Below are 17,590 nucleotides of genomic sequence, written 5' to 3' on the forward strand. Positions count from 1 at the left end.
CTCCAGAGATGTCCTGCAATTCAAATGGGGTGAGGTCACTTCAGTTGGAAGCATCACTGTAGCGGGCGAGCTGTCGACTGTATCGAGCGAGCTGTCGCCGTAGGTGCCTCGACCTGACCAGTGTCTTGACACGGCGCTGGTCACAGCGTTTGACTGAGATGCAAGCTCGAGTTGATTCGCCGGACTGTGTCCCGGGAGGTTGACCTATGCGCGGCAATGGAATTGCAGGCAAGGCTTTCTCAGGCGAGGGCTGTAGACGTGGACAAGAATCTCTACGAGCAAGGTCTCATCGCGGGACCGTCTCGGTTCTGGCTTTGGTTGGGGTGTGCGTACTTTCGTTTGCCACCACTCAGATGGCCGGCGCGCAACCGGTTGCAGAGAATGTCGATACCGGGTTCGTGATCCCTTTTGCCGGGGCACCGGTCTACGAGAGCGTCGCGCCCACGCAGATGACTACTCCGGATCAACTCAACCAGCCACTCGGTCAGCAGACTGCGGAAGAGATTGCCGCGCAGATCGGACTCGAGCCAGCCGACGCTTTGACCGAGGAGCAGTATCGCGACCTCATGACCGGCGGTGGGATCGGTGGCAATCTCGAGGATGCCGAGGTGATCGACGAATGCGCTCGGATTCTCACCAATACGAACGGGCGGCCCCTCTATTCCGGCACTACGCCGTCGGTTCTGGCCAGTTACGGGTTGTACGTGAATCCCGACGGATTGCTGGAGAGTCCGGCCAACGCGGATGCGCCGACGCGACAGGTGAATACGCTGATCGCCCCTGGCGGTTTTGTGGGCACCTGGTTGCGCAACAACGGTGCGACGCACACTCTGATTGCGCTCTATCAGTCGGCATACACGGTGCAGGCAGTCTACGGATTTGCAGCGCAACAGATTTCGGGAGAAGCACAGCTGGTGACCAACACCAAAGGCGATGTGAGTTCGGAAGTCGGCATGTCGATGGCGCCGCCGCTCTGGATAGTGAACTTCGCACTGCTCTACATCTTGAAGCCGTCACTGGCGGCGGCCATGCCTGCGCACTGGGCTCCCATTCCGCCTGCCGTTGCCGACGCCGTGAAGGCGAGTCCCACCGGTCAAATCGCCTTCAGTGACTATGCGTCCTATTTCGAGTGATCGGTCTGCCGGACAGCGCTGACGAACTTCTCGATCAAAGCGTGGTCCTTGACGCCGCGGGAAGACTCGACGCCGCTGGAGACATCGACGCCCCAGGCACCGGTGGCATCAAGAGCGTCACGGACGTTCTCCGGGGACAGTCCGCCCGCCAGGATCCACTGGCCTTGGGGGCGCGATTGCTGTTGTGCCCAGTCCCACGGCACGCCGGATCCGGCGTCGGCGCCGTCGATCAGAAGTTCGTCCTCGCCGAGGTCGAGGTTGTAACCGTCGCGGACGTTGCTGGAGACAACAGCGCGGATGACAGTGAGGCCGGCGTCGTGCAGCCGCTGCACTTGCTCGGCGTCGACCAGATCGTGAATCTGCACGGTACGAAGACCGGTGATCTCGGCGATCTCGAGGACCTGATCGATCGGGTTCCCGAGAAATACTCCGATTGCCCGGATGTGTTCGGGGATTCGTGCAAGAAGATCGACTGCGAGTGCGGGGTCGACTTTGCGGACGCTCTCGGCGAAGACGAAACCGATGGCGTCGACGCCCAGGCCCACCGCGAGGTCGACCGTGTCAGCGTCCCGCAGCCCACAGACCTTGATGAATGTCACCTGATACACAGTACTAGCGTCGTCGCCGTATCAGCGTGGTCGTCTAGCCTCGTGCGTGCGACATTTCTACGTGCGAGAGGCTTGACGTGGACTGGCTCTACCGAATCAGTTTGATCTCGGGACCACTGCCGGTGATCCTGACTGTGCTCGGGGTCCTGGGTGGTGTGTGGCTGCTCGGTTCGAGCGTTCGCTGGTACTACCGCAGAGCGGTACCGATCGCGGGGCTGATCGCACTGGTGATCATGATCGCCGTCTGGATCACCGTCGAAAAGGTGATCGTGCCGTTCCCGGATCCCATCGAGATGTCGATCTACGTGTGGATCGGAATCGGTATCTACGCGGTGCTACTTCTCGGGCCGCGAATCAAGGCGGGCGGAACGATCGCGAAGGCGGTGGTGTCCGTCGTTGCGACCGTTCTGGTCATCGTCACCGCCGCGACGCAGATCAATCTGGTCTTTGCTGCCTACCCGACAGTGGGAATTGCCTTCGGACACGATGATTTCGACCGCATTTCACTCAGCGAAGTTCCCGGTCCGACGGATCCTGTTGTCACCGGCGATCCCACCGACACGGTGTGGAAAGCGCCGGAAGGCATGCCGATTCGCGGACGAGTCACGACTTTGCCTGTTCCCGGAACGATTTCGGGATTCTCCGCACGTGACGCCCAGGTGTATCTGCCGCCGTCGTACTTCACCAATCCGCGTCCACTACTGCCCGTCCTGGTGCTCATGGCCGGTCAGCCTGGCAAGCCCGAGGACTGGCTCCAGGGCGGAAAGCTCACCGCGACAATGGATGCTTTTGCCCGGGATCACGAGGGGTTGGCGCCGGTCGTCGTGATAGCCGATGGAACAGGCTCGCAGATGGCCAATCCGCTGTGCACCGACTCGTCGCAGGGCAAGGTCGGCACGTACCTGGCAAAGGATTTGCCCGCTGCAGTGGCGAATGCGTTCCAGATCGACACGAACCCGAGGGCGTGGGCCATCGGCGGACTCTCTTACGGCGGTACCTGCTCGCTGCAGATGGCTACCAACTACCCCGACGTGTATCCGACGTTCCTCGATCTCTCCGGTCAGTTGGAGCCCTCGCTCGGTGACCGACAGCGAACTGTCGACGAGATATTCGGCGGCGACGAGGCGGCATTCGTGAAGGTGAATCCGATGGACCTGCTGGCGACCCGGAAGTTCCCGAACTCGGGCGGAGTGTTTGTGGTCGGAACAGATGACAACGAGTTCAAGCCCGGCCAGCAAAAGGTGTACGAAGCGGCCAAAGCGGCCGGAATGGACGCCAGATATCTCGAGCTTCCCGGTGGTCACAGCTTTTCGGTGTGGTCGGCCGGCGTCGAGCAGGAGCTGACGTGGATCTCGCAGCGAATGGGTCTGATCAGCTGAATCCTGTTCCGGTTTTGGAACGTGTTCTATATTCGGTGTGTGGCTGCCGTTCGGCAGTCTCTCGATCGTTCACCGACTGGAGTTCAGGCACATGTACGAGTGGTCCGACACCGACCTGATGTTCCGCGACGCCTTGCGGGGCTTTATCGACAAAGAGGTGCGACCTCACGTCGACGAGCTCGAAAGTGGTGCGCTGCCGCCGTTCGACATCATTCGCAAGCTGTACTCGACCTTCGGTCTGGCCGACATGGCACGCGAGGGCCTCGAGAAGTCGCTCGCACGCGAGCGCGGCGATGCTCCGTCCGGTGACGGTGAGAAGTCGAGCGCCTTCAGTGGCGCAGGCAGCATGGGCGTTGTGCTCAACAGCGAATTGGCCGGCGTCAGCCTCGGTCTTGTCGCGTCGTTGGGCGTCAGCCTCGGATTGGCCGCCGGAACTATCCGCAGCCGCGGCACACTCGCGCAGAAGGAACGCTGGCTCCCCGGCTTGGTGACATTCGAAACCGTCGGTGCATGGGCGATTACCGAACCGGACTCCGGCTCGGATGCCTTCGGCGGTATGAAGTCCTACGTACGCCGCGACGGTGACGACTACATCCTCAACGGCAACAAGACCTTCATCACCAACGGTCCGTACGCCGACGTGATGATCGTCTACGCAAAGCTCGACGAGGGGGACGCGTCGGTTGATCGTCGTGACCGCAAGGTGCTCGCCTTCATCCTCGACAAGGGCATGGAGGGGCTCACGCAGAGCCCGCCGTTCAAGAAGATGGGAATGAACTCCTCGCCGACGGGTGAGCTGTTCTTCGACAACGTCCGCATCACCAAGGATCGTCTGCTCGGCGAAACCGAGGACAGCGGAAAGTCCGACGGAAAGTCCAGCGCCAAGGAGAGCTTTGCCGCCGAACGCATCGGCATCGCGTCGCTCTCACTGGGCATCATCAACGAATGTCACCGTCTGAGCATCGAATACGCGAAGTCCCGCAAACTGTGGGGACGTGAGATCGGGCAGTTCCAGCTCATCCAGCTCAAGCTCGCCGAGATGGAGGTCGCTCGAATCAACGTGCAGAACATGGTCTTCAACGCGATCGAACGCACCGCGGCCGGAGACAAAGTGAGCCTGGCGGAGGCGTCGGCGATGAAGCTGTACTCGTCGCGCGCAGCGACCGAGGTCGCGATGGAAGCCGTGCAGCTGTTCGGTGGAAACGGCTACATGGCCGAGTACCGAGTGGAGCAGTTGGCGCGTGATGCCAAGTCGCTCATGATCTATGCGGGCAGCAACGAAATTCAGGTCACCCATATCGCCAAGGGCCTCCTGGGCTGACACCGGAACGTTTTCGCTGGTCGGTCGACCGCAGCAGGAACCGGATAGTCTTGCTGCGGTCGGCGACACCGCGCCGACGGATCGGAGTAAGCAGTGAACGCGCCAGATCCCACAAATGTTCATCCGATGGCCGGGCAACCACGAGTGGTGTTGCTGAAGCCGTTGATCGACAACCCGTTGATCGAGGTAGGGGAGTACACCTACTACGACGATCCGGAGTTCGCCGAAGAGTTCGAGACTCGAAACGTGTTGCATCACTACGGTCCCGACAAACTGGTGATCGGAAAGTTCTGCGCCCTGGCCACCGGTGTCACCTTCATCATGAACGGCGCGAACCATCGTATGAACGGTGTCTCCACCTACCCGTTCCCGATCATGGGCGGCGATTGGGCCCGGCACATGGATTTGGTGCAGGATTTGCCGTCGCGCGGTGACACCGTCGTGGGGAACGACGTGTGGTTCGGCGGGAACGTGACAGTCATGCCCGGTGTCCGGATCGGCCACGGGTCGATCGTGTCCACCGGCGCCGTCGTAACGCGCGACGTCCCGGACTACGCAATTGTCGGCGGCAACCCGGCAATGGAGATCAAGCGCCGCTTCAGCGCTGAAGACATCGAGAAGTTGGTGCGAATTGCGTGGTGGGACTGGCCGATCGAGAAGATCACCCGCCACGTCCGAGTGATCTCGGACGGGAGCGTCGCGGAACTCGAAGCGGTCGAGTGATCTCCGCGCCCGCTAGTTCGTTCGTGTGAGCGAGTAGTTCCGGACATAAAGCAGGGCGGCCGCGAGAAGGCCGACGGCAAGACCTGTTGCGGTGAAGGTGATCAGGACGCTCAGGAGTAATCCGGTCGCGATGAAAACTGCGAAGAGTGGTTCTGCAACACGGTCGCGCAGCGTTGTGAATCCCATTCGAGGATCGTCTCATCTCAGCCCGAGATCGAGACTCTTTGTCGGTGGCTTGCATTAGCTTGTGCGCATGACTCTCACACTCGGCATGATCACTTTCGACAGTCTCGATCCTGGTCCGCTCGCAACGTGGTGGGCGGCGCAGTTGGGCGGAAACATCGTCGAGGAGAACGACGGTTGGTTCTACATCGTCGCGGTCCCTGACAGCGCCACCAACTTCGCATTCCAGAAGGTCCCGGACCCCACTGCCGGCAAGAATCGCATCCATCTCGATTTGGGGAGTCCGGATCTCGACGCCGAGGTGGCGCGGCTCGTCGAGGCCGGAGCAACCGAGCACCACCGCGAGAACATGGACGGTTTCCGTTGGGTGACGCTCCTCGATCCTGATGGGAACCAGTTCTGCGTGTCCGGTCCTCACGCCTGAGCTGACAGGTTCTGAGCTCACCCGATTCGCGCCCACTGATTTCGTGCCCACTGATTTCGCGGACACCGATTCGGGCATGATGAGGGGCATGACTTCTCAGACTTCTCGGACCGGGGCCGACGCAGTCGGCCTGTGCAGCTTCGTCGATTCGTCACCGTCGCCGTTCCATGTGTGCGCGACGGTGGCGACCGAGCTGACGGCCGGTGGGTTCGTCGAAGTCCACGAAACGCAGTCGTGGCCCGCCGAGCCCGGACGGTACTTCCTCGTGCGCGGTGGTTCGCTGATTGCCTGGAGCACCGAGGGCGTGGGAAGTACCGCTCCGTTCCGGATTGTCGGAGGTCATACCGACAGCCCGAACCTGCGGGTCAAACAGCATCCCGACCTCACTTCGGCCGGGTGGCAGATGGTGGGCCTCGAACCGTATGGCGGTGCGTGGCTGAACTCCTGGCTCGACCGCGATCTCGGTATCTCCGGACGATTGAGTGTCCGGGTGGGAAACACGGTGGAGCAGAAGCTGGTTCGCATCGACGACCCGATTCTGCGTGTTCCGCAGCTGGCTATCCACCTGTCCGAAGATCGCAAGGGCGTGACGCTGGATCCGCAGCGGCACGTCAACGGAATCTGGGGCGTGGGTTCGAAACCCAAGTCGTTCATCGGATTTGTCGCCGAGCGTGCGGGTGTAGCCGCGTCGTCGGTTCTCGGCTGGGAATTGATGACACACGATCTTGCGCCCAGCGCAGTCGTGGGGGTGGACAAGGAATTGGTCAGCGCCCCTCGGCTGGACAATCAGGGCACGTGTTATGCAGGGACACAAGCACTTCTGGCCGCAGTCGAGTCACCCGGTCAGCAGGTCCCGGTGCTCGCACTCTTCGATCATGAAGAGGTCGGCAGCATGTCCGACCGTGGAGCTTTCTCAGATCTGCTGAACACCGTGCTCGAACGGATCGTGTTGGGGCGCGGTGGTGGCCGCGAAGAATTCCTGCAGGCGATGGCGGGCTCGGTGTGCGCGTCGGGCGACATGGCTCACGCGACGCACCCCAACTACCCGGACCGCCACGAGCCCGCTCATCGGATCGAGATCAACGGTGGGCCTGTACTCAAGGTGAACCAGAACCTGCGATACGCCACCGATGCGGCTGGTGCAGGCGAATTCGCGCTCGCGTGCGATCAGGCGGGAGTGCCGATGCAGCGCTACGTCCACCGCGCCGATCTGCCGTGCGGCTCCACCATCGGACCCATCACGGCATCACGGACCGGACTGTCCACCGTCGACGTCGGCGCACCCCAGCTCGCGATGCACTCGGCCCGCGAGTTGATGGGCGCGGCAGACGTCCGCATGTATGCCGACGCGCTCGGTGCCTTCCTCACGCCTCGAAGTTAGAGGTCGCGTAGTCAAAGTGCTGAGAGCCCGGCGGGTGCGGCCGGGAGACCCTCGAAGAAGTCGGCGCTCGGTGTGAAGAACATCGAGCCCGTCACAGCCGTCGAGAAGTCGAGTAGTCGGTCGTAGTTGCCGCGGGGGTCGCCGAGAAACATGTTCTCCAGCATCCGTTCGGTGATCGCAGGCGTGCGGCAGTAGCCGATGAAAAAGGTGCCGATCTCGTCGTCACCGAGGCGCCCGTACGGCATGTTGGCACGCAGGATCTCGAGAGCCTTGCCGTTCTCGTCCTTGATCGCGTTGAGCGCGACGTGCGAGTTGGCCGGCTTCACGTCGGACGTCATCTCGATGTCCTCGAGCTTGCTGCGCCCGATCACACGCTCCTGCTCGTCGACGGTGATTGCTTCCCAATCGCGCATCTTGTGGATGTAGCGCTGGATATGGACGTAGCTGCCGCCGGTGAACGCAGGATCCTCGTCGCCGACCGTCACTGCGGCGACGGCGTCGCGGCCGACCGGATTCTCGGTGCCGTCGACGAAGCCGATGAGGTCGCGGTTCTCGAAGTACTGGAAGCCGTGAACCTCGTCGACCACCGTGGCCGCGCCGTGCAGTCGCTTCGTGATCTGCCGAGCCACCTCGAAACACGCGTCCATACTCATCGCGCGGATGTGGAAGAGCAGATCACCGGGAGTCGACGGCGCCGAGTGAACGTCACCCTGCAAAGCGGTGAACGGGTGCAGCAGCGCAGGGCGCTGACCGGCGAACAGTCGATCCCAGGCCAGCGAACCGATGCTCGTCACGACGTCCAAACCCGATCCAGGGACGCGCAGCCCCACAGCCCGCTGCAGACCGGCGACATCGGCGAGCAGTTCTCGTGTGGTGTTCTCGCCACCCGGATTCACGGTCGCGACCAGGAAAATTGCAGCCGGAGTGAGGGGAGTGGTCACCGACTGGGACTGTGCCGTGAGGTCGGCTTGACGAACATCCTGGGGCATGCGAGACCTTTCGAGGGAAAGAATGAACCGGCCTGACCTTAAGAAAACCGACCGGATTACCCAAACCGGGGCAGGTGTGACGGGCGATACTTCGCAGGCCCGGAGGTGTTGCGGGTGCTGCCGTCTGCGGAAGTCGTCGGCCCACACCGATAGACTGTCCCCCGGCACGTTCTTTCGTTGGGCACATTCGTGGTGTCCCGCTCCGCGCCGGCTTGCCTCTTGACTCCCGTAGGGAAGGGACCACTCTCCAGTGTCTGCTCACCAGGTCGATACCGTCACGCACGCATCGGCTGATCCCGATGCCGCTCAGCCGTTCAAGGAGCTCGGTCTCAAGGACGACGAATACGCACGCATCAAGGAGATCCTGGGCCGCCGTCCCACGGACGCCGAACTGGCGATGTACTCGGTGATGTGGAGCGAGCACTGCTCGTACAAGTCCTCGAAGGTCCACCTCGGATACTTCGGCAAGACCACCACCGACGAGATGCGCGCCAACATGCTGGCCGGAATCGGCGAGAACGCCGGCGTCGTCGACATCGGTGACGGCTGGGCAGTCACGTTCAAGGTCGAGAGCCACAACCACCCGTCGTACGTCGAGCCCTACCAGGGTGCGGCAACCGGTGTCGGTGGCATCGTCCGCGACATCATGGCCATGGGTGCTCGTCCGATCGCCGTCATGGATCAGCTTCGGTTCGGTGCTGCCGACGCCCCCGATACCCGTCGCGTCGTCGACGGTGTCGTGCGTGGTGTCGGTGGATACGGAAACTCCCTCGGCCTCCCCAACATCGGCGGCGAGACGGTCTTCGACGAGTCCTACGCAGGCAACCCGCTGGTCAACGCACTGGCAGCCGGCGTCATGCGCGTCGAGGATCTGCATCTGGCCTTCGCTTCGGGTGCAGGCAACAAGATCATCCTGTTCGGCGCACGCACCGGTCTCGACGGCATCGGCGGCGTCTCGGTCCTCGCGTCGGCGACGTTCGACGACGAGGGTGGAGACACCGGCGGACGTAAGAAGCTCCCTGCGGTTCAGGTTGGCGACCCCTTCACCGAGAAGGTGCTCATCGAGTGCTGTCTCGACCTCTACAAGGCCGGCCTCGTTGTCGGCATCCAGGACCTCGGCGGCGCCGGGCTGTCCTGCGCCACCTCCGAGCTGGCTGCAGCCGGTGACGGCGGCATGCACATCAACCTCGAGAAGGTTCCGATGCGCGCCACCGGCATGACCCCCGCCGAGGTGCTCTCGAGCGAATCGCAGGAGCGCATGTGCGCCGTGGTCACGCCCGAGAACGTCGATGCGTTCATGGAGGTCTGCAAGAAGTGGGACGTCCTGGCCACCGACATCGGCGAGGTCACCGACGGTGAGCACCTCACCATCTCCTGGCACGGCGAGACCGTCGTCGACGTTCCCCCGCGCACCGTCGCTCACGAAGGCCCGGTCTACAACCGTCCCGTCGAGCGCCCGGCAAGCCAGGACGCGTTGATCGCGAACACGACCGCCGGACTGAAGCGTCCCGAAACCGACGCCGAGCTCGAAGCGACCCTGCTGAAGATGATCGCCTCGCCTGCCCTGTGCAGCCGCAAGTGGATCACCGAGCAGTACGACCGCTACGTCCGCGGTAACACCGTCCTGGCCGAGAACGCCGACGGCGGTGTCATCCGCATCGACGAGAAGACCGGACGCGGAATCGCTCTGTCCACCGACGCTTCGGGCCGCTACACCGCGCTCGATCCGTACACCGGTGCGCAGCTCGCATTGGCCGAGGCTTTCCGCAACGTGGCAGTCACGGGCGCAACGCCCAAGGCCGTCTCCAACTGCCTGAACTTCGGTTCTCCCGAGGACCCGGGTGTCATGTGGCAGTTCCAGCAGGCCGTTCGCGGCCTCGCCGACGGTTGCGCCACCCTCGGCATCCCCGTCACCGGCGGCAACGTCAGCTTCTACAACCAGACCGGATCCACGGCCATCCTGCCGACGCCGGTGGTTGCCGTCCTCGGTGTGATCGACGACGTTCACCGCCGTATCCCGACGGGCCTCGGACTCGAGCCTGGCGAGACGCTGATCCTGCTCGGCGACACCCACGACGAGTTCGACGGCTCCATCTGGTCGCAGGTCGAGCACGGTCACCTCGGTGGCGTGCCGCCGAAGGTCGACCTCGCCCGTGAGCAGCTGCTTGCGGACATCCTGCTCGCCTCCTCGCGTGACGGACTGGTCACCGCAGCTCACGACCTCTCCGAGGGTGGACTGGCCCAGGCTGTCGTCGAAGCCGCGCTGGCCGGCGAAACCGGTTGCCGCATCCTGATTCCCGAGGGCGCAGATCCGTTCGTGACCCTGTTCTCGGAATCGTCCGGACGCGTCCTGGTTGCGGTTCCTCGCACCGAGGAGACCCGCTTCACCGGTATGTGCACCGCTCGCGGCTTGCCGTGGACGCGTATCGGGGTCGTCGACGAGGGCAGCGACTCCGTCGAGGTCCAGGGACACTTCTCCGTCACGATGGCCAAGCTCCGTGAGGCCTTCGAGGGAACGCTGCCCGCACTGTTCGGGTGATAGATGGTCGATTCCGGAGAACTGACTTCTTCTGACAGCCAGCCGCAGGAACACCACCTGCGGCTGGCTGTTCCCGCATCTCTCGAGAAGTTCGACAACCGCTTCACCGAGTGGGCGTGGGGGCTCCTCAAACTCGACTTCACCGGCATCGCGTTTGCCGCGTTCTTCTTCTGCTGGTCTCTGACGCCGTCGTTGCTGCCGCGCGATTGGCTCTTCCAGGGTCTGATCGGCGGCATCAACTCGGCCATCGGCTACGGCGTCGGCACCGCGATCGGTTGGGCTGTGGAGCGATACCTGCTCAGCGGTCGACGGTGGTGGCCCCTGCCCGAGCCGGTGCCTTCCGCGATCAAGGTCTTCGTACCGGTCGCATCCATCGTCGCGGCGATCATCATGCTGGTCTACGCCGCCGGGTGGCAACGCGAAATTGCGGCGCTGACCGACGCCGAAGGCACGACCACCTCCGGCTACATCCGAACCCTCGGATTGAGCCTCTTCATCGGCGGCCTGCTCATCTCGATCTGGCGGGTCCTCCACGATCTGGTGAAACTGATTGCCCGACAGCTGATGCGGCGGTTCCACTGGTCGCGGTCTGTGGCCAATGGTGTCGGCGTCCTGGTTGTCACCGTCCTGTTCTTCATGTTGGTTGACGGCGTCCTCGTCCGCGGAATCTATGCCGCGACCAACTCGATCTTCAGTCTGCAGAACTCGACCACTCGCGACGGCGTCGCCGAACCGCAGGATCCCATGAAATCGGGCAGCCCCGAATCTGCTGCTCCCTGGGACACATTGGGGTTCGAGGGGCGCAACTTCGTCTCGCGTGGACTGGACGCTCAGGAACTCGAAGCGGCAACCGGTAACCAAGCGATGGATCCGATTCGCGTGTATGCCGGACTCGAAAGCGCCGAAGATCCCGAAGAGCGTATGGATCTGGTCATCAAGGAACTGGAGCGAACCGGCGCCTTCCAACGCAAGGTCCTCGTGGTCATTCCGACGACAGGTACAGGGTGGGTCAATCCCACTGCGGCACAGGCAATCGAGCTTGTACACGGCGGCGACACTGCTCTTGTCGCCAGCCAGTACTCGTACCTGCCGAGTTGGATCTCGTTCCTCGCAGACCAGGAGAAGGCGCAAGCTGCCGGTCGCCTTTTGATCGAGCGGGTACACGAAAGATGGCTTCAGGAACCAGAAGCCACCAGACCGAAGTTCATGGTCTACGGCGAGAGCCTCGGCGTCATGGCCGGCGCGGGGGCATTCGACACACTGCAAGCGGCGCGCGATACCGCCGACGGAATTCTGTGGGTAGGTCCACCGAACGCGACGCAGTTGTGGCGTTCGATCGAGAAGAGGCGCGATCCCGGCACTCCCGAAGTGGCGCCCGTGTACGCGGACGGTCTGGCCGGAGTCCGGTTCGCGGATCGCCCCGAAGACATTCCGACCGACGGTATGACGTGGCCGCAGCCGCGAGTTCTGTTTGTCCAGCATCCTTCCGATCCGGTGGTGTGGTGGTCACCCGACCTCATGTTCAACCGGCCCGAGTGGCTCAAGGAAGTACCGGGATTCGACCGCTCACCGTCGATGAAATGGTTCCCGGTCGTGACGTTCTGGCAGGTGTCCGCAGACCTCGGTAACGCCGCGGGAGTTCCGGACGGTCACGGTCACAATTACGGAACCTCCGTTCTGGACGCCTGGATCAGCGTCGCCCAGCCCGAGGGATGGACGGCCGTAGAAACCGAGCGGGTGCGGTCGGCGTTGGTTGTCGCCGTGAAATCCGAGGGCCCCGAGAAGTGAAGGGAGTCGCCTCGATCGCGCTCTCCTCCGCCGCGATCACCTGGAGCAACGTCGTGCTTCCGGCATTCGGTCTTTCGCCTCGCGCTCGCGCCGTGGTCAACACCGCGGCCGGTCTGTCGGCCATCGGAGTCTTACTCGCACGTGGTTACACCCGCGAGGAACTCGGATTGGCACACACCGGAATTCGTGGTGGTGCCCAGTTCGGCGGAGCCGCGGCCGGGGCGGTCCTCACCGGCTACAGCGCCGCTCTGGTTGTCCCGTCCTTGCGTGCGACACTCGCTGCCGACGAGCGAGCAGACGGCCGTGAGGACTTCCTCGAATGGATCATCTTGCACATCCCCTTCGGCACGGTGCTTTCCGAGGAACTGTTGTTCCGTAGCGCGATGTCCGCAGTCTGGAATCGTGAGCTGAACCGTCCCACCGCGCAGGCTGTTCATGCACTGACTTTCGGGTTGTGGCACGTCGCCCCCGCCCGCGGTGCCGGCGACAACGTTCCCGCTGCAGTGGCATTCACCGGCGCGTCGGCACTGCTGTTCGAGTGGCTGCATCGCAGGGGTGGCAGCGTCCTCGCACCGGCATTGCTGCACCTCGCGACCAATGCCGGTGGCGCACTTGCCGTTCGTATCGCTACTCGAAGACAAGGAGTGAACTGATGCCGCCCCGCCGCGCCGTCGACCCCGCCGAATTCCGTGCCGCAGTCCTGGCTGTCGGCCCGTGGCTTCGCGATCCGGAACTTCCGAAGCCTTCTCGCGCCGAACTCGGCGCCGCAGTGAAGATGAGTGCGCGCACACTCGAACAGATCGCCCCCGGATCGAGCGTCGAGGTGCGGGTGCCGCCGTTTGTCGCCGTGCAATGCATCGAAGGTCCACGTCATACGCGCGGAACCCCGCCCAACGTCGTCGAGACGGACGCTCGCACGTGGTTGCAGATGGTCACCGGATTGCTCGAGTTCTCCGAGGCCGCAGGTGACGGACGAGTCGACGCATCAGGTAGCCGCGCCCCCGAAATTGCGCACTGGCTCCCACTGCTCCGGTTGGCGTAGTGACAGAGACCATCCGGTTCGCTTCGGCGTGATCTGAGGCCCAAGGCTGCCCTCAGGGGAAGTGTGTCCCAAAATGGCCGTAGACTGTGGATGCCCCCCAACCCCTGCCCACAAAGGGAGCGCCCGGTGACTCGTGCCGATCTGTCGGTCAACAGTCCAAATCTCCTCGCTTCGAACCCGTCCGACGAGGACGAGAACGAGCCCCGCGAAGAATGCGGTGTATTCGGCGTCTGGGCGCCGGGAGAGGATGTGGCGAAGCTCACTTATTACGGCCTGTACGCACTTCAGCACCGTGGTCAAGAAGCTGCCGGCATTGCGGTAGCCGACGGCTCCCAGGTGTTGGTGTTCAAGGATCTCGGCCTGGTCAGCCAGGTATTCGACGAGCAGACTCTCGCAGCGATGCCAGGACATGTCGCCGTCGGACATTGCCGTTACTCCACCACCGGTTCCACGACGTGGGAGAACGCGCAGCCCATCTTCCGTACGACCACTGCCGGTACCGGCATCGCGCTCGGCCACAACGGCAACCTGGTCAACACCGCTGAACTCGCGAGCCGCACCCGTGCAGCCGGCCTGGTCAACGACAAGCGCCCCAATGCCGCGACTTCCGACTCCGACCTCATCGGTGGTCTCCTGGCACACGCTGCCGGCGACAGCACCATCGAACAGGCCGCGATGGAATTGCTTCCCACGTTGGAGGGCGCGTTCTGCCTCACCTTCATGGACGAGCACACGCTGTACGCAGCGCGCGATCCGCACGGCATCCGCCCGCTCTGCCTCGGTCGACTCGACCGCGGTTGGGTAGTCGCCAGCGAGACCGCAGCCCTCGACATCGTCGGCGCGTCGTTCGTTCGCGACATCGAGCCCGGTGAGCTACTCGCGATCGACGCAGACGGCGTCCGCTCCTCGCGTTTCGCGAACCCGACTCCCAAGGGTTGTGTCTTCGAGTACGTCTACCTCGCGCGTCCCGACAGCGTCATCGGTGGCCGTTCGGTCCACTCGACCCGCGTCGAGATCGGCCGTCTGCTCGCCAGCGAGCACCCCGCCGAAGGCGATCTGGTCATCCCCGTTCCCGAGTCCGGCACCCCCGCAGCCGTCGGGTACGCCCAGGGTTCGGGCATTCCTTACGGCCAGGGTTTGATGAAGAACGCTTACGTCGGCCGTACCTTCATCCAGCCGTCGCAGACGATCCGTCAGCTCGGTATCAGGCTCAAGCTCAACCCGCTCAAGGAAGTCATCCGCGGCAAGCGGCTTGTGGTGGTGGACGATTCGATCGTCCGCGGTAACACTCAGCGTGCGCTCATCCGGATGCTCCGCGAAGCCGGCGCCCTCGAAATTCACGTCCGTATCGCCTCGCCGCCGGTCAAGTGGCCCTGCTTCTACGGCATCGACTTCGCCTCACCGGCCGAATTGATCGCCAACGGAGCAGGCGGACAGGATGCGACGTTCGAGGAAATGCTCGACGGTGTGCGTCGTTCCATCGGAGCGGACACGCTCGGATACATCTCCACCGAAGGCATGATCGCCGCGACCGAGCAGCCGGCCAGCCGTCTGTGCGCCGCATGCTTCGACGGGACCTACCCGATCGCGCTTCCCAAGGAAACGTCGATCGGCAAGAACGTCCTCGAGGGGATGCTCGAGAGCACCGCAGGTTCGACGGCCACTCGCGACAACGACAACGCGAGCGCGCTCAGCCGCCCCTGAACACCGAAAGCTGCAAAGCGCCGAAAAACGATAGCCGAGAATCTGCCGTCCACAACATGTGGGCGGCAGATTTTCTGTTCCACGACTTTCCGTTCGACGACACGGCATACGTCGTGAGCATCTGGCATAGTGCCCTCCGTGGCGCAACTGAGAATGGATGGGCACCGGGTACTGGTCGCAGACCTGGTGGGGGACACCATCAAAGCGATCAACGGTTCGATGGTGGCGTACGAGGGTGCGATCACCTTCAAGAACGCCGGTATGGGCGGTGGCGGTGGGTTACGTGCCGCGCTGAAACAGAAGGCGGCAGGTGAATCACTGTCCCTGATGGAAGTCAGCGGACAAGGCACCGTCTACTTCGCGGTCGACGCCCAGGACATCACGATCATCGAACTCAACAACGACGCTCTGCACGTGGAAGCGTCACAGTTGCTCGCACTGGTCGGACAGCTGCGAACCGATGTGAAATTTGCCGGCCTCCGCGGCGCAGGTTCCGGACAGGGCTTGTTCACGACGGTCGTCAGCGGCACCGGTCTGGTGGCCGTGCTGTCGAAGGGCGGACCGATCATCGCGCTCGAAGTCAGCCCGCAGTATCCGCTGGTTGCCGATCCCGACGCATTCGTCGCTCACCGCGGCCAGCTCAACCAGAGCTTCGTCACCGACGTCACCTGGCGCTCCGCGATCGGCGGTGGCAGCGGTGAAGCGTTCTCGCTGCGATTCGACGGATCCGGAGTCGTCTACATCCAGCCCGAGGAGCGCTGAACCATGCCGTTGGAATTGGTGAACAGCAAGGTCGTCAAGTCGACCCTCGCGCCTGGCCAGAACGTGCTCGCCCGCACCGGGTCGATGCTCTACTACACCGGTGACGTCCGCTTCATCCCGCACAGCATGGGCGGTGGGCCAGGCGCCATGCCGAACATGGGCGGTATCGCCGGGATGGCCGGCCGCATGATGTCCGGCGAGCATGCACGCATGATGGCGGCCGAGGGAAACGGTGAGGTCTTCTACGGGCACGCCGGTTTGTATGTCGAGGTCATCCACCTCGACGGTTCGTCGATGCTCACGGTCGAAGCCGACCGACTCCTCGCACACGACGGTTACCTCCAGAGTTCGATAGTCGCTCTCACGTCGCAGGGCGGTGTGCGCGGAGCGGTACGCGGAGCGATGACCGGTCAAGGGCTGTTCACGACGCAGTTGCACGGACAGGGAAGCGTCGCGGTTCTCTCGCACGGGGGCGCGATTCCGTTGCAGGTCGGTCCGAACAATCCTCAGGTCGTCGTCGACCCGCAGGCATACGTGTGCCACATCGGTCAGATCAACGTCGACATCTCCGCGAACGTCGGCTGGCGCGAGGCCGTCGGCAAGGGCTCGGGGGAGTCCATCCAGCTGAAGATGACCGGCGCCGGCACCGTCTGGGTCCAGGCGTCCGAGCAGAAGTTCTGAGAGGGCAAAGAGCATGGGTATCGAAATTCACAATCCGGCAACTCTGCCCGCCAACGACAACGTCCCGGGCAACGACTACGCCTTCTGCGTCGAGATGGCCGGACAACCGTGGTTCACGTCCAAGGGCGCGATGATCGCGTACTACGGAAACATCAACTTCGAGCCGCTCGGGCGCACGAGCATGACGGCGATCGTCGCGGCCAGGTTCTCTTCGCCGCTCTACGCGGACGACTGGGTGCTCGCCCAGGGGCAGGGCAAGTTGATCCTCGGCGACCGCGGATTCAACATCAATTCCTACGACCTCGACGACGGCAACCTCACGATTCGCGCGGCCAATCTCCTCGCCTTCGAGACGAGCCTGGACCTCAAACAGTCCATCGTCCCAGGCTTTTTGACGCTGCTGGGAACGGGCAAGTTCCTGGCGTCGTCCAACGGCCCGGTCATGTTCGCGGAGCCGCCGCTGCGCATCGACCCGCAGGCGTTGGTGGGTTGGGCCGACTGCCCGTCGCCGTCCCATCACTTCGATGCGGACTGGATGCAGAGCTTCCTGGGCGCGGTTCGGGGAAGCATGTTCGGCGCGAATACCGGTGAAGAACGCCAGTTCGATTTCACCGGAGCCGGCACGGTGCTGATCCAGTCGAGCGAGAAGGTCGTCCACGACGGGCACCTCCTCAAACACATCGAATCCGAGACCGTTGCACTCGGGCAGAACAGTCTGCGAGCGCTGCACTCCTCGATCGGTGCGCGGCTGCAGAACTGACGTCTCGGGGTACGCGAGGTCTCACCGAGGGGGCCGGTCCGGTAGCGTATGGGCGTAATCGTCGGTATTTGTGTGCGCGCTCTGGGTCTCGAGTCGAACGATCCATCTCGCGTCACGAGGATTGCAAACACTTCACATTGCAAGACCACTTACCTGTGCACGAGCAATACGTG

Annotated in this window: 17 protein-coding genes; 14 read left to right on the plus strand and 3 right to left on the minus strand. The window is 63.3% G+C overall.

Features of this window, described 5'->3' with window-relative positions:
- The first annotated feature begins 206 nt into the window (after positions 1-206).
- On the plus strand, positions 207-1,133 hold the full coding sequence (locus tag RE4_RS04520) for a hypothetical protein (protein ID WP_060938080.1): 927 nt from the start codon (positions 207-209) through the stop codon (positions 1,131-1,133).
- Here the strand turns inward: RE4_RS04520 and RE4_RS04525 are convergent.
- Positions 1,121-1,732, minus strand: coding sequence for a phosphoribosylanthranilate isomerase (locus RE4_RS04525; protein ID WP_042952822.1), 612 nt, complete (start codon positions 1,730-1,732; stop codon positions 1,121-1,123). The two genes, RE4_RS04520 and RE4_RS04525, sit on opposite strands and share 13 nt — an antisense overlap.
- 86 nt (positions 1,733-1,818) lie before the next feature.
- Between RE4_RS04525 and RE4_RS04530 the strand changes: the two genes are divergently transcribed.
- The 3 genes from RE4_RS04530 (at position 1,819) to RE4_RS04540 (ending at position 5,164) form a co-directional block, all read left to right on the plus strand.
- Positions 1,819-3,120 (plus strand): alpha/beta hydrolase, encoded by a 1,302-nt coding sequence (locus RE4_RS04530; RefSeq protein WP_020908943.1) that lies wholly within the window; start codon positions 1,819-1,821, stop codon positions 3,118-3,120.
- A gap of 91 nt (positions 3,121-3,211) precedes the next feature.
- Positions 3,212-4,441 carry an acyl-CoA dehydrogenase family protein gene (locus RE4_RS04535; RefSeq protein WP_007733810.1) on the plus strand — a complete coding sequence of 410 codons (1,230 nt, stop codon included), beginning with the start codon at positions 3,212-3,214 and terminating at the stop codon, positions 4,439-4,441.
- Positions 4,442-4,567: 126 nt separating this feature from the next.
- The gene (locus tag RE4_RS04540; RefSeq protein ID WP_070796070.1) at positions 4,568-5,164 is read left to right on the plus strand and encodes a CatB-related O-acetyltransferase; all 597 of its coding nucleotides are present in this window, start codon (positions 4,568-4,570) and stop codon (positions 5,162-5,164) included.
- A 12-nt stretch (positions 5,165-5,176) separates the two neighbouring features.
- Here RE4_RS04540 and RE4_RS30980 read toward each other — a convergent pair whose 3' ends face one another.
- Positions 5,177-5,350: a hypothetical protein gene (locus tag RE4_RS30980; RefSeq protein ID WP_155716977.1), complete on the minus strand. Its 174-nt coding sequence runs from the start codon at positions 5,348-5,350 to the stop codon at positions 5,177-5,179.
- A 67-nt stretch (positions 5,351-5,417) separates the two neighbouring features.
- On the opposite strand from RE4_RS30980, the gene RE4_RS04545 reads away from it, so the two are divergent.
- Both RE4_RS04545 and RE4_RS04550 read left to right on the plus strand, forming a co-directional pair.
- Entirely contained in the window at positions 5,418-5,771 is a 354-nt protein-coding gene (locus RE4_RS04545) for a VOC family protein (RefSeq protein WP_020970627.1), read from the plus strand.
- Between the two features lie 88 nt (positions 5,772-5,859).
- Positions 5,860-7,152: a M18 family aminopeptidase gene (locus RE4_RS04550; protein ID WP_060938263.1), complete on the plus strand. Its 1,293-nt coding sequence runs from the start codon at positions 5,860-5,862 to the stop codon at positions 7,150-7,152.
- Between the two features lie 11 nt (positions 7,153-7,163).
- Here the strand turns inward: RE4_RS04550 and RE4_RS04555 are convergent, their stop codons facing one another.
- A complete protein-coding gene (locus RE4_RS04555) occupies positions 7,164-8,141 on the minus strand; it encodes a Dyp-type peroxidase (protein WP_021332102.1) in 978 nt (325 codons plus the stop codon).
- A gap of 250 nt (positions 8,142-8,391) precedes the next feature.
- Between RE4_RS04555 and purL the strand changes: the two genes are divergently transcribed.
- From purL to RE4_RS04595, 8 genes are all read left to right on the plus strand, one after another.
- Positions 8,392-10,680: a phosphoribosylformylglycinamidine synthase subunit PurL gene (gene purL / locus RE4_RS04560; protein ID WP_019745104.1), complete on the plus strand. Its 2,289-nt coding sequence runs from the start codon at positions 8,392-8,394 to the stop codon at positions 10,678-10,680.
- A gap of 3 nt (positions 10,681-10,683) precedes the next feature.
- The gene (locus tag RE4_RS04565) at positions 10,684-12,468 is read left to right on the plus strand and encodes an alpha/beta hydrolase (RefSeq protein WP_060938081.1); all 1,785 of its coding nucleotides are present in this window, start codon (positions 10,684-10,686) and stop codon (positions 12,466-12,468) included.
- Positions 12,465-13,121 (plus strand): CPBP family intramembrane glutamic endopeptidase, encoded by a 657-nt coding sequence (locus RE4_RS04570; protein WP_060938082.1) that lies wholly within the window; start codon positions 12,465-12,467, stop codon positions 13,119-13,121. The genes RE4_RS04565 and RE4_RS04570 overlap by 4 nt, the downstream gene beginning before the upstream one ends.
- Positions 13,121-13,510 carry a sterol carrier family protein gene (locus RE4_RS04575; RefSeq protein ID WP_003939745.1) on the plus strand — a complete coding sequence of 130 codons (390 nt, stop codon included), beginning with the start codon at positions 13,121-13,123 and terminating at the stop codon, positions 13,508-13,510. Before RE4_RS04570 ends, RE4_RS04575 begins: the two co-directional genes overlap by 1 nt.
- Positions 13,511-13,636: 126 nt before the next feature.
- Positions 13,637-15,214 (plus strand): amidophosphoribosyltransferase, encoded by a 1,578-nt coding sequence (gene purF / locus RE4_RS04580; RefSeq protein WP_003940541.1) that lies wholly within the window; start codon positions 13,637-13,639, stop codon positions 15,212-15,214.
- A gap of 153 nt (positions 15,215-15,367) precedes the next feature.
- Positions 15,368-15,976: an AIM24 family protein gene (locus RE4_RS04585; RefSeq protein ID WP_003940441.1), complete on the plus strand. Its 609-nt coding sequence runs from the start codon at positions 15,368-15,370 to the stop codon at positions 15,974-15,976.
- A gap of 3 nt (positions 15,977-15,979) precedes the next feature.
- Entirely contained in the window at positions 15,980-16,657 is a 678-nt protein-coding gene (locus tag RE4_RS04590; protein ID WP_003939918.1) for an AIM24 family protein, read from the plus strand.
- Between the two features lie 13 nt (positions 16,658-16,670).
- Entirely contained in the window at positions 16,671-17,417 is a 747-nt protein-coding gene (locus tag RE4_RS04595; protein ID WP_019745100.1) for an AIM24 family protein, read from the plus strand.
- Positions 17,418-17,590 lie beyond the last annotated feature (173 nt).

The sequence above is a fragment of the Rhodococcus erythropolis NBRC 15567 genome, from assembly GCF_001552595.1.
Lineage (GTDB): Bacteria > Actinomycetota > Actinomycetes > Mycobacteriales > Mycobacteriaceae > Rhodococcus_F > Rhodococcus_F erythropolis.

Bases quoted from the DNA above. Each gene is read 5' to 3' on its own strand.
- RE4_RS04520 (WP_060938080.1), top strand. From the start codon at position 207: ATGCGCGGCAATGGAATTGCAGGCAAGGCTTTCTCAGGCGAGGGCTGT.
- RE4_RS04535 (WP_007733810.1), top strand. From the start codon at position 3,212: ATGTACGAGTGGTCCGACACCGACCTGATGTTCCGCGACGCCTTGCGG.
- RE4_RS04540 (WP_070796070.1), top strand. From the start codon at position 4,568: ATGGCCGGGCAACCACGAGTGGTGTTGCTGAAGCCGTTGATCGACAAC.
- RE4_RS30980 (WP_155716977.1), bottom strand. From the start codon at position 5,350: ATGGGATTCACAACGCTGCGCGACCGTGTTGCAGAACCACTCTTCGCA.
- RE4_RS04545 (WP_020970627.1), top strand. From the start codon at position 5,418: ATGACTCTCACACTCGGCATGATCACTTTCGACAGTCTCGATCCTGGT.
- RE4_RS04550 (WP_060938263.1), top strand. From the start codon at position 5,860: ATGACTTCTCAGACTTCTCGGACCGGGGCCGACGCAGTCGGCCTGTGC.
- RE4_RS04555 (WP_021332102.1), bottom strand. From the start codon at position 8,141: ATGCCCCAGGATGTTCGTCAAGCCGACCTCACGGCACAGTCCCAGTCG.
- RE4_RS04565 (WP_060938081.1), top strand. From the start codon at position 10,684: ATGGTCGATTCCGGAGAACTGACTTCTTCTGACAGCCAGCCGCAGGAA.
- RE4_RS04575 (WP_003939745.1), top strand. From the start codon at position 13,121: ATGCCGCCCCGCCGCGCCGTCGACCCCGCCGAATTCCGTGCCGCAGTC.
- RE4_RS04585 (WP_003940441.1), top strand. From the start codon at position 15,368: ATGGATGGGCACCGGGTACTGGTCGCAGACCTGGTGGGGGACACCATC.
- RE4_RS04590 (WP_003939918.1), top strand. From the start codon at position 15,980: ATGCCGTTGGAATTGGTGAACAGCAAGGTCGTCAAGTCGACCCTCGCG.
- RE4_RS04595 (WP_019745100.1), top strand. From the start codon at position 16,671: ATGGGTATCGAAATTCACAATCCGGCAACTCTGCCCGCCAACGACAAC.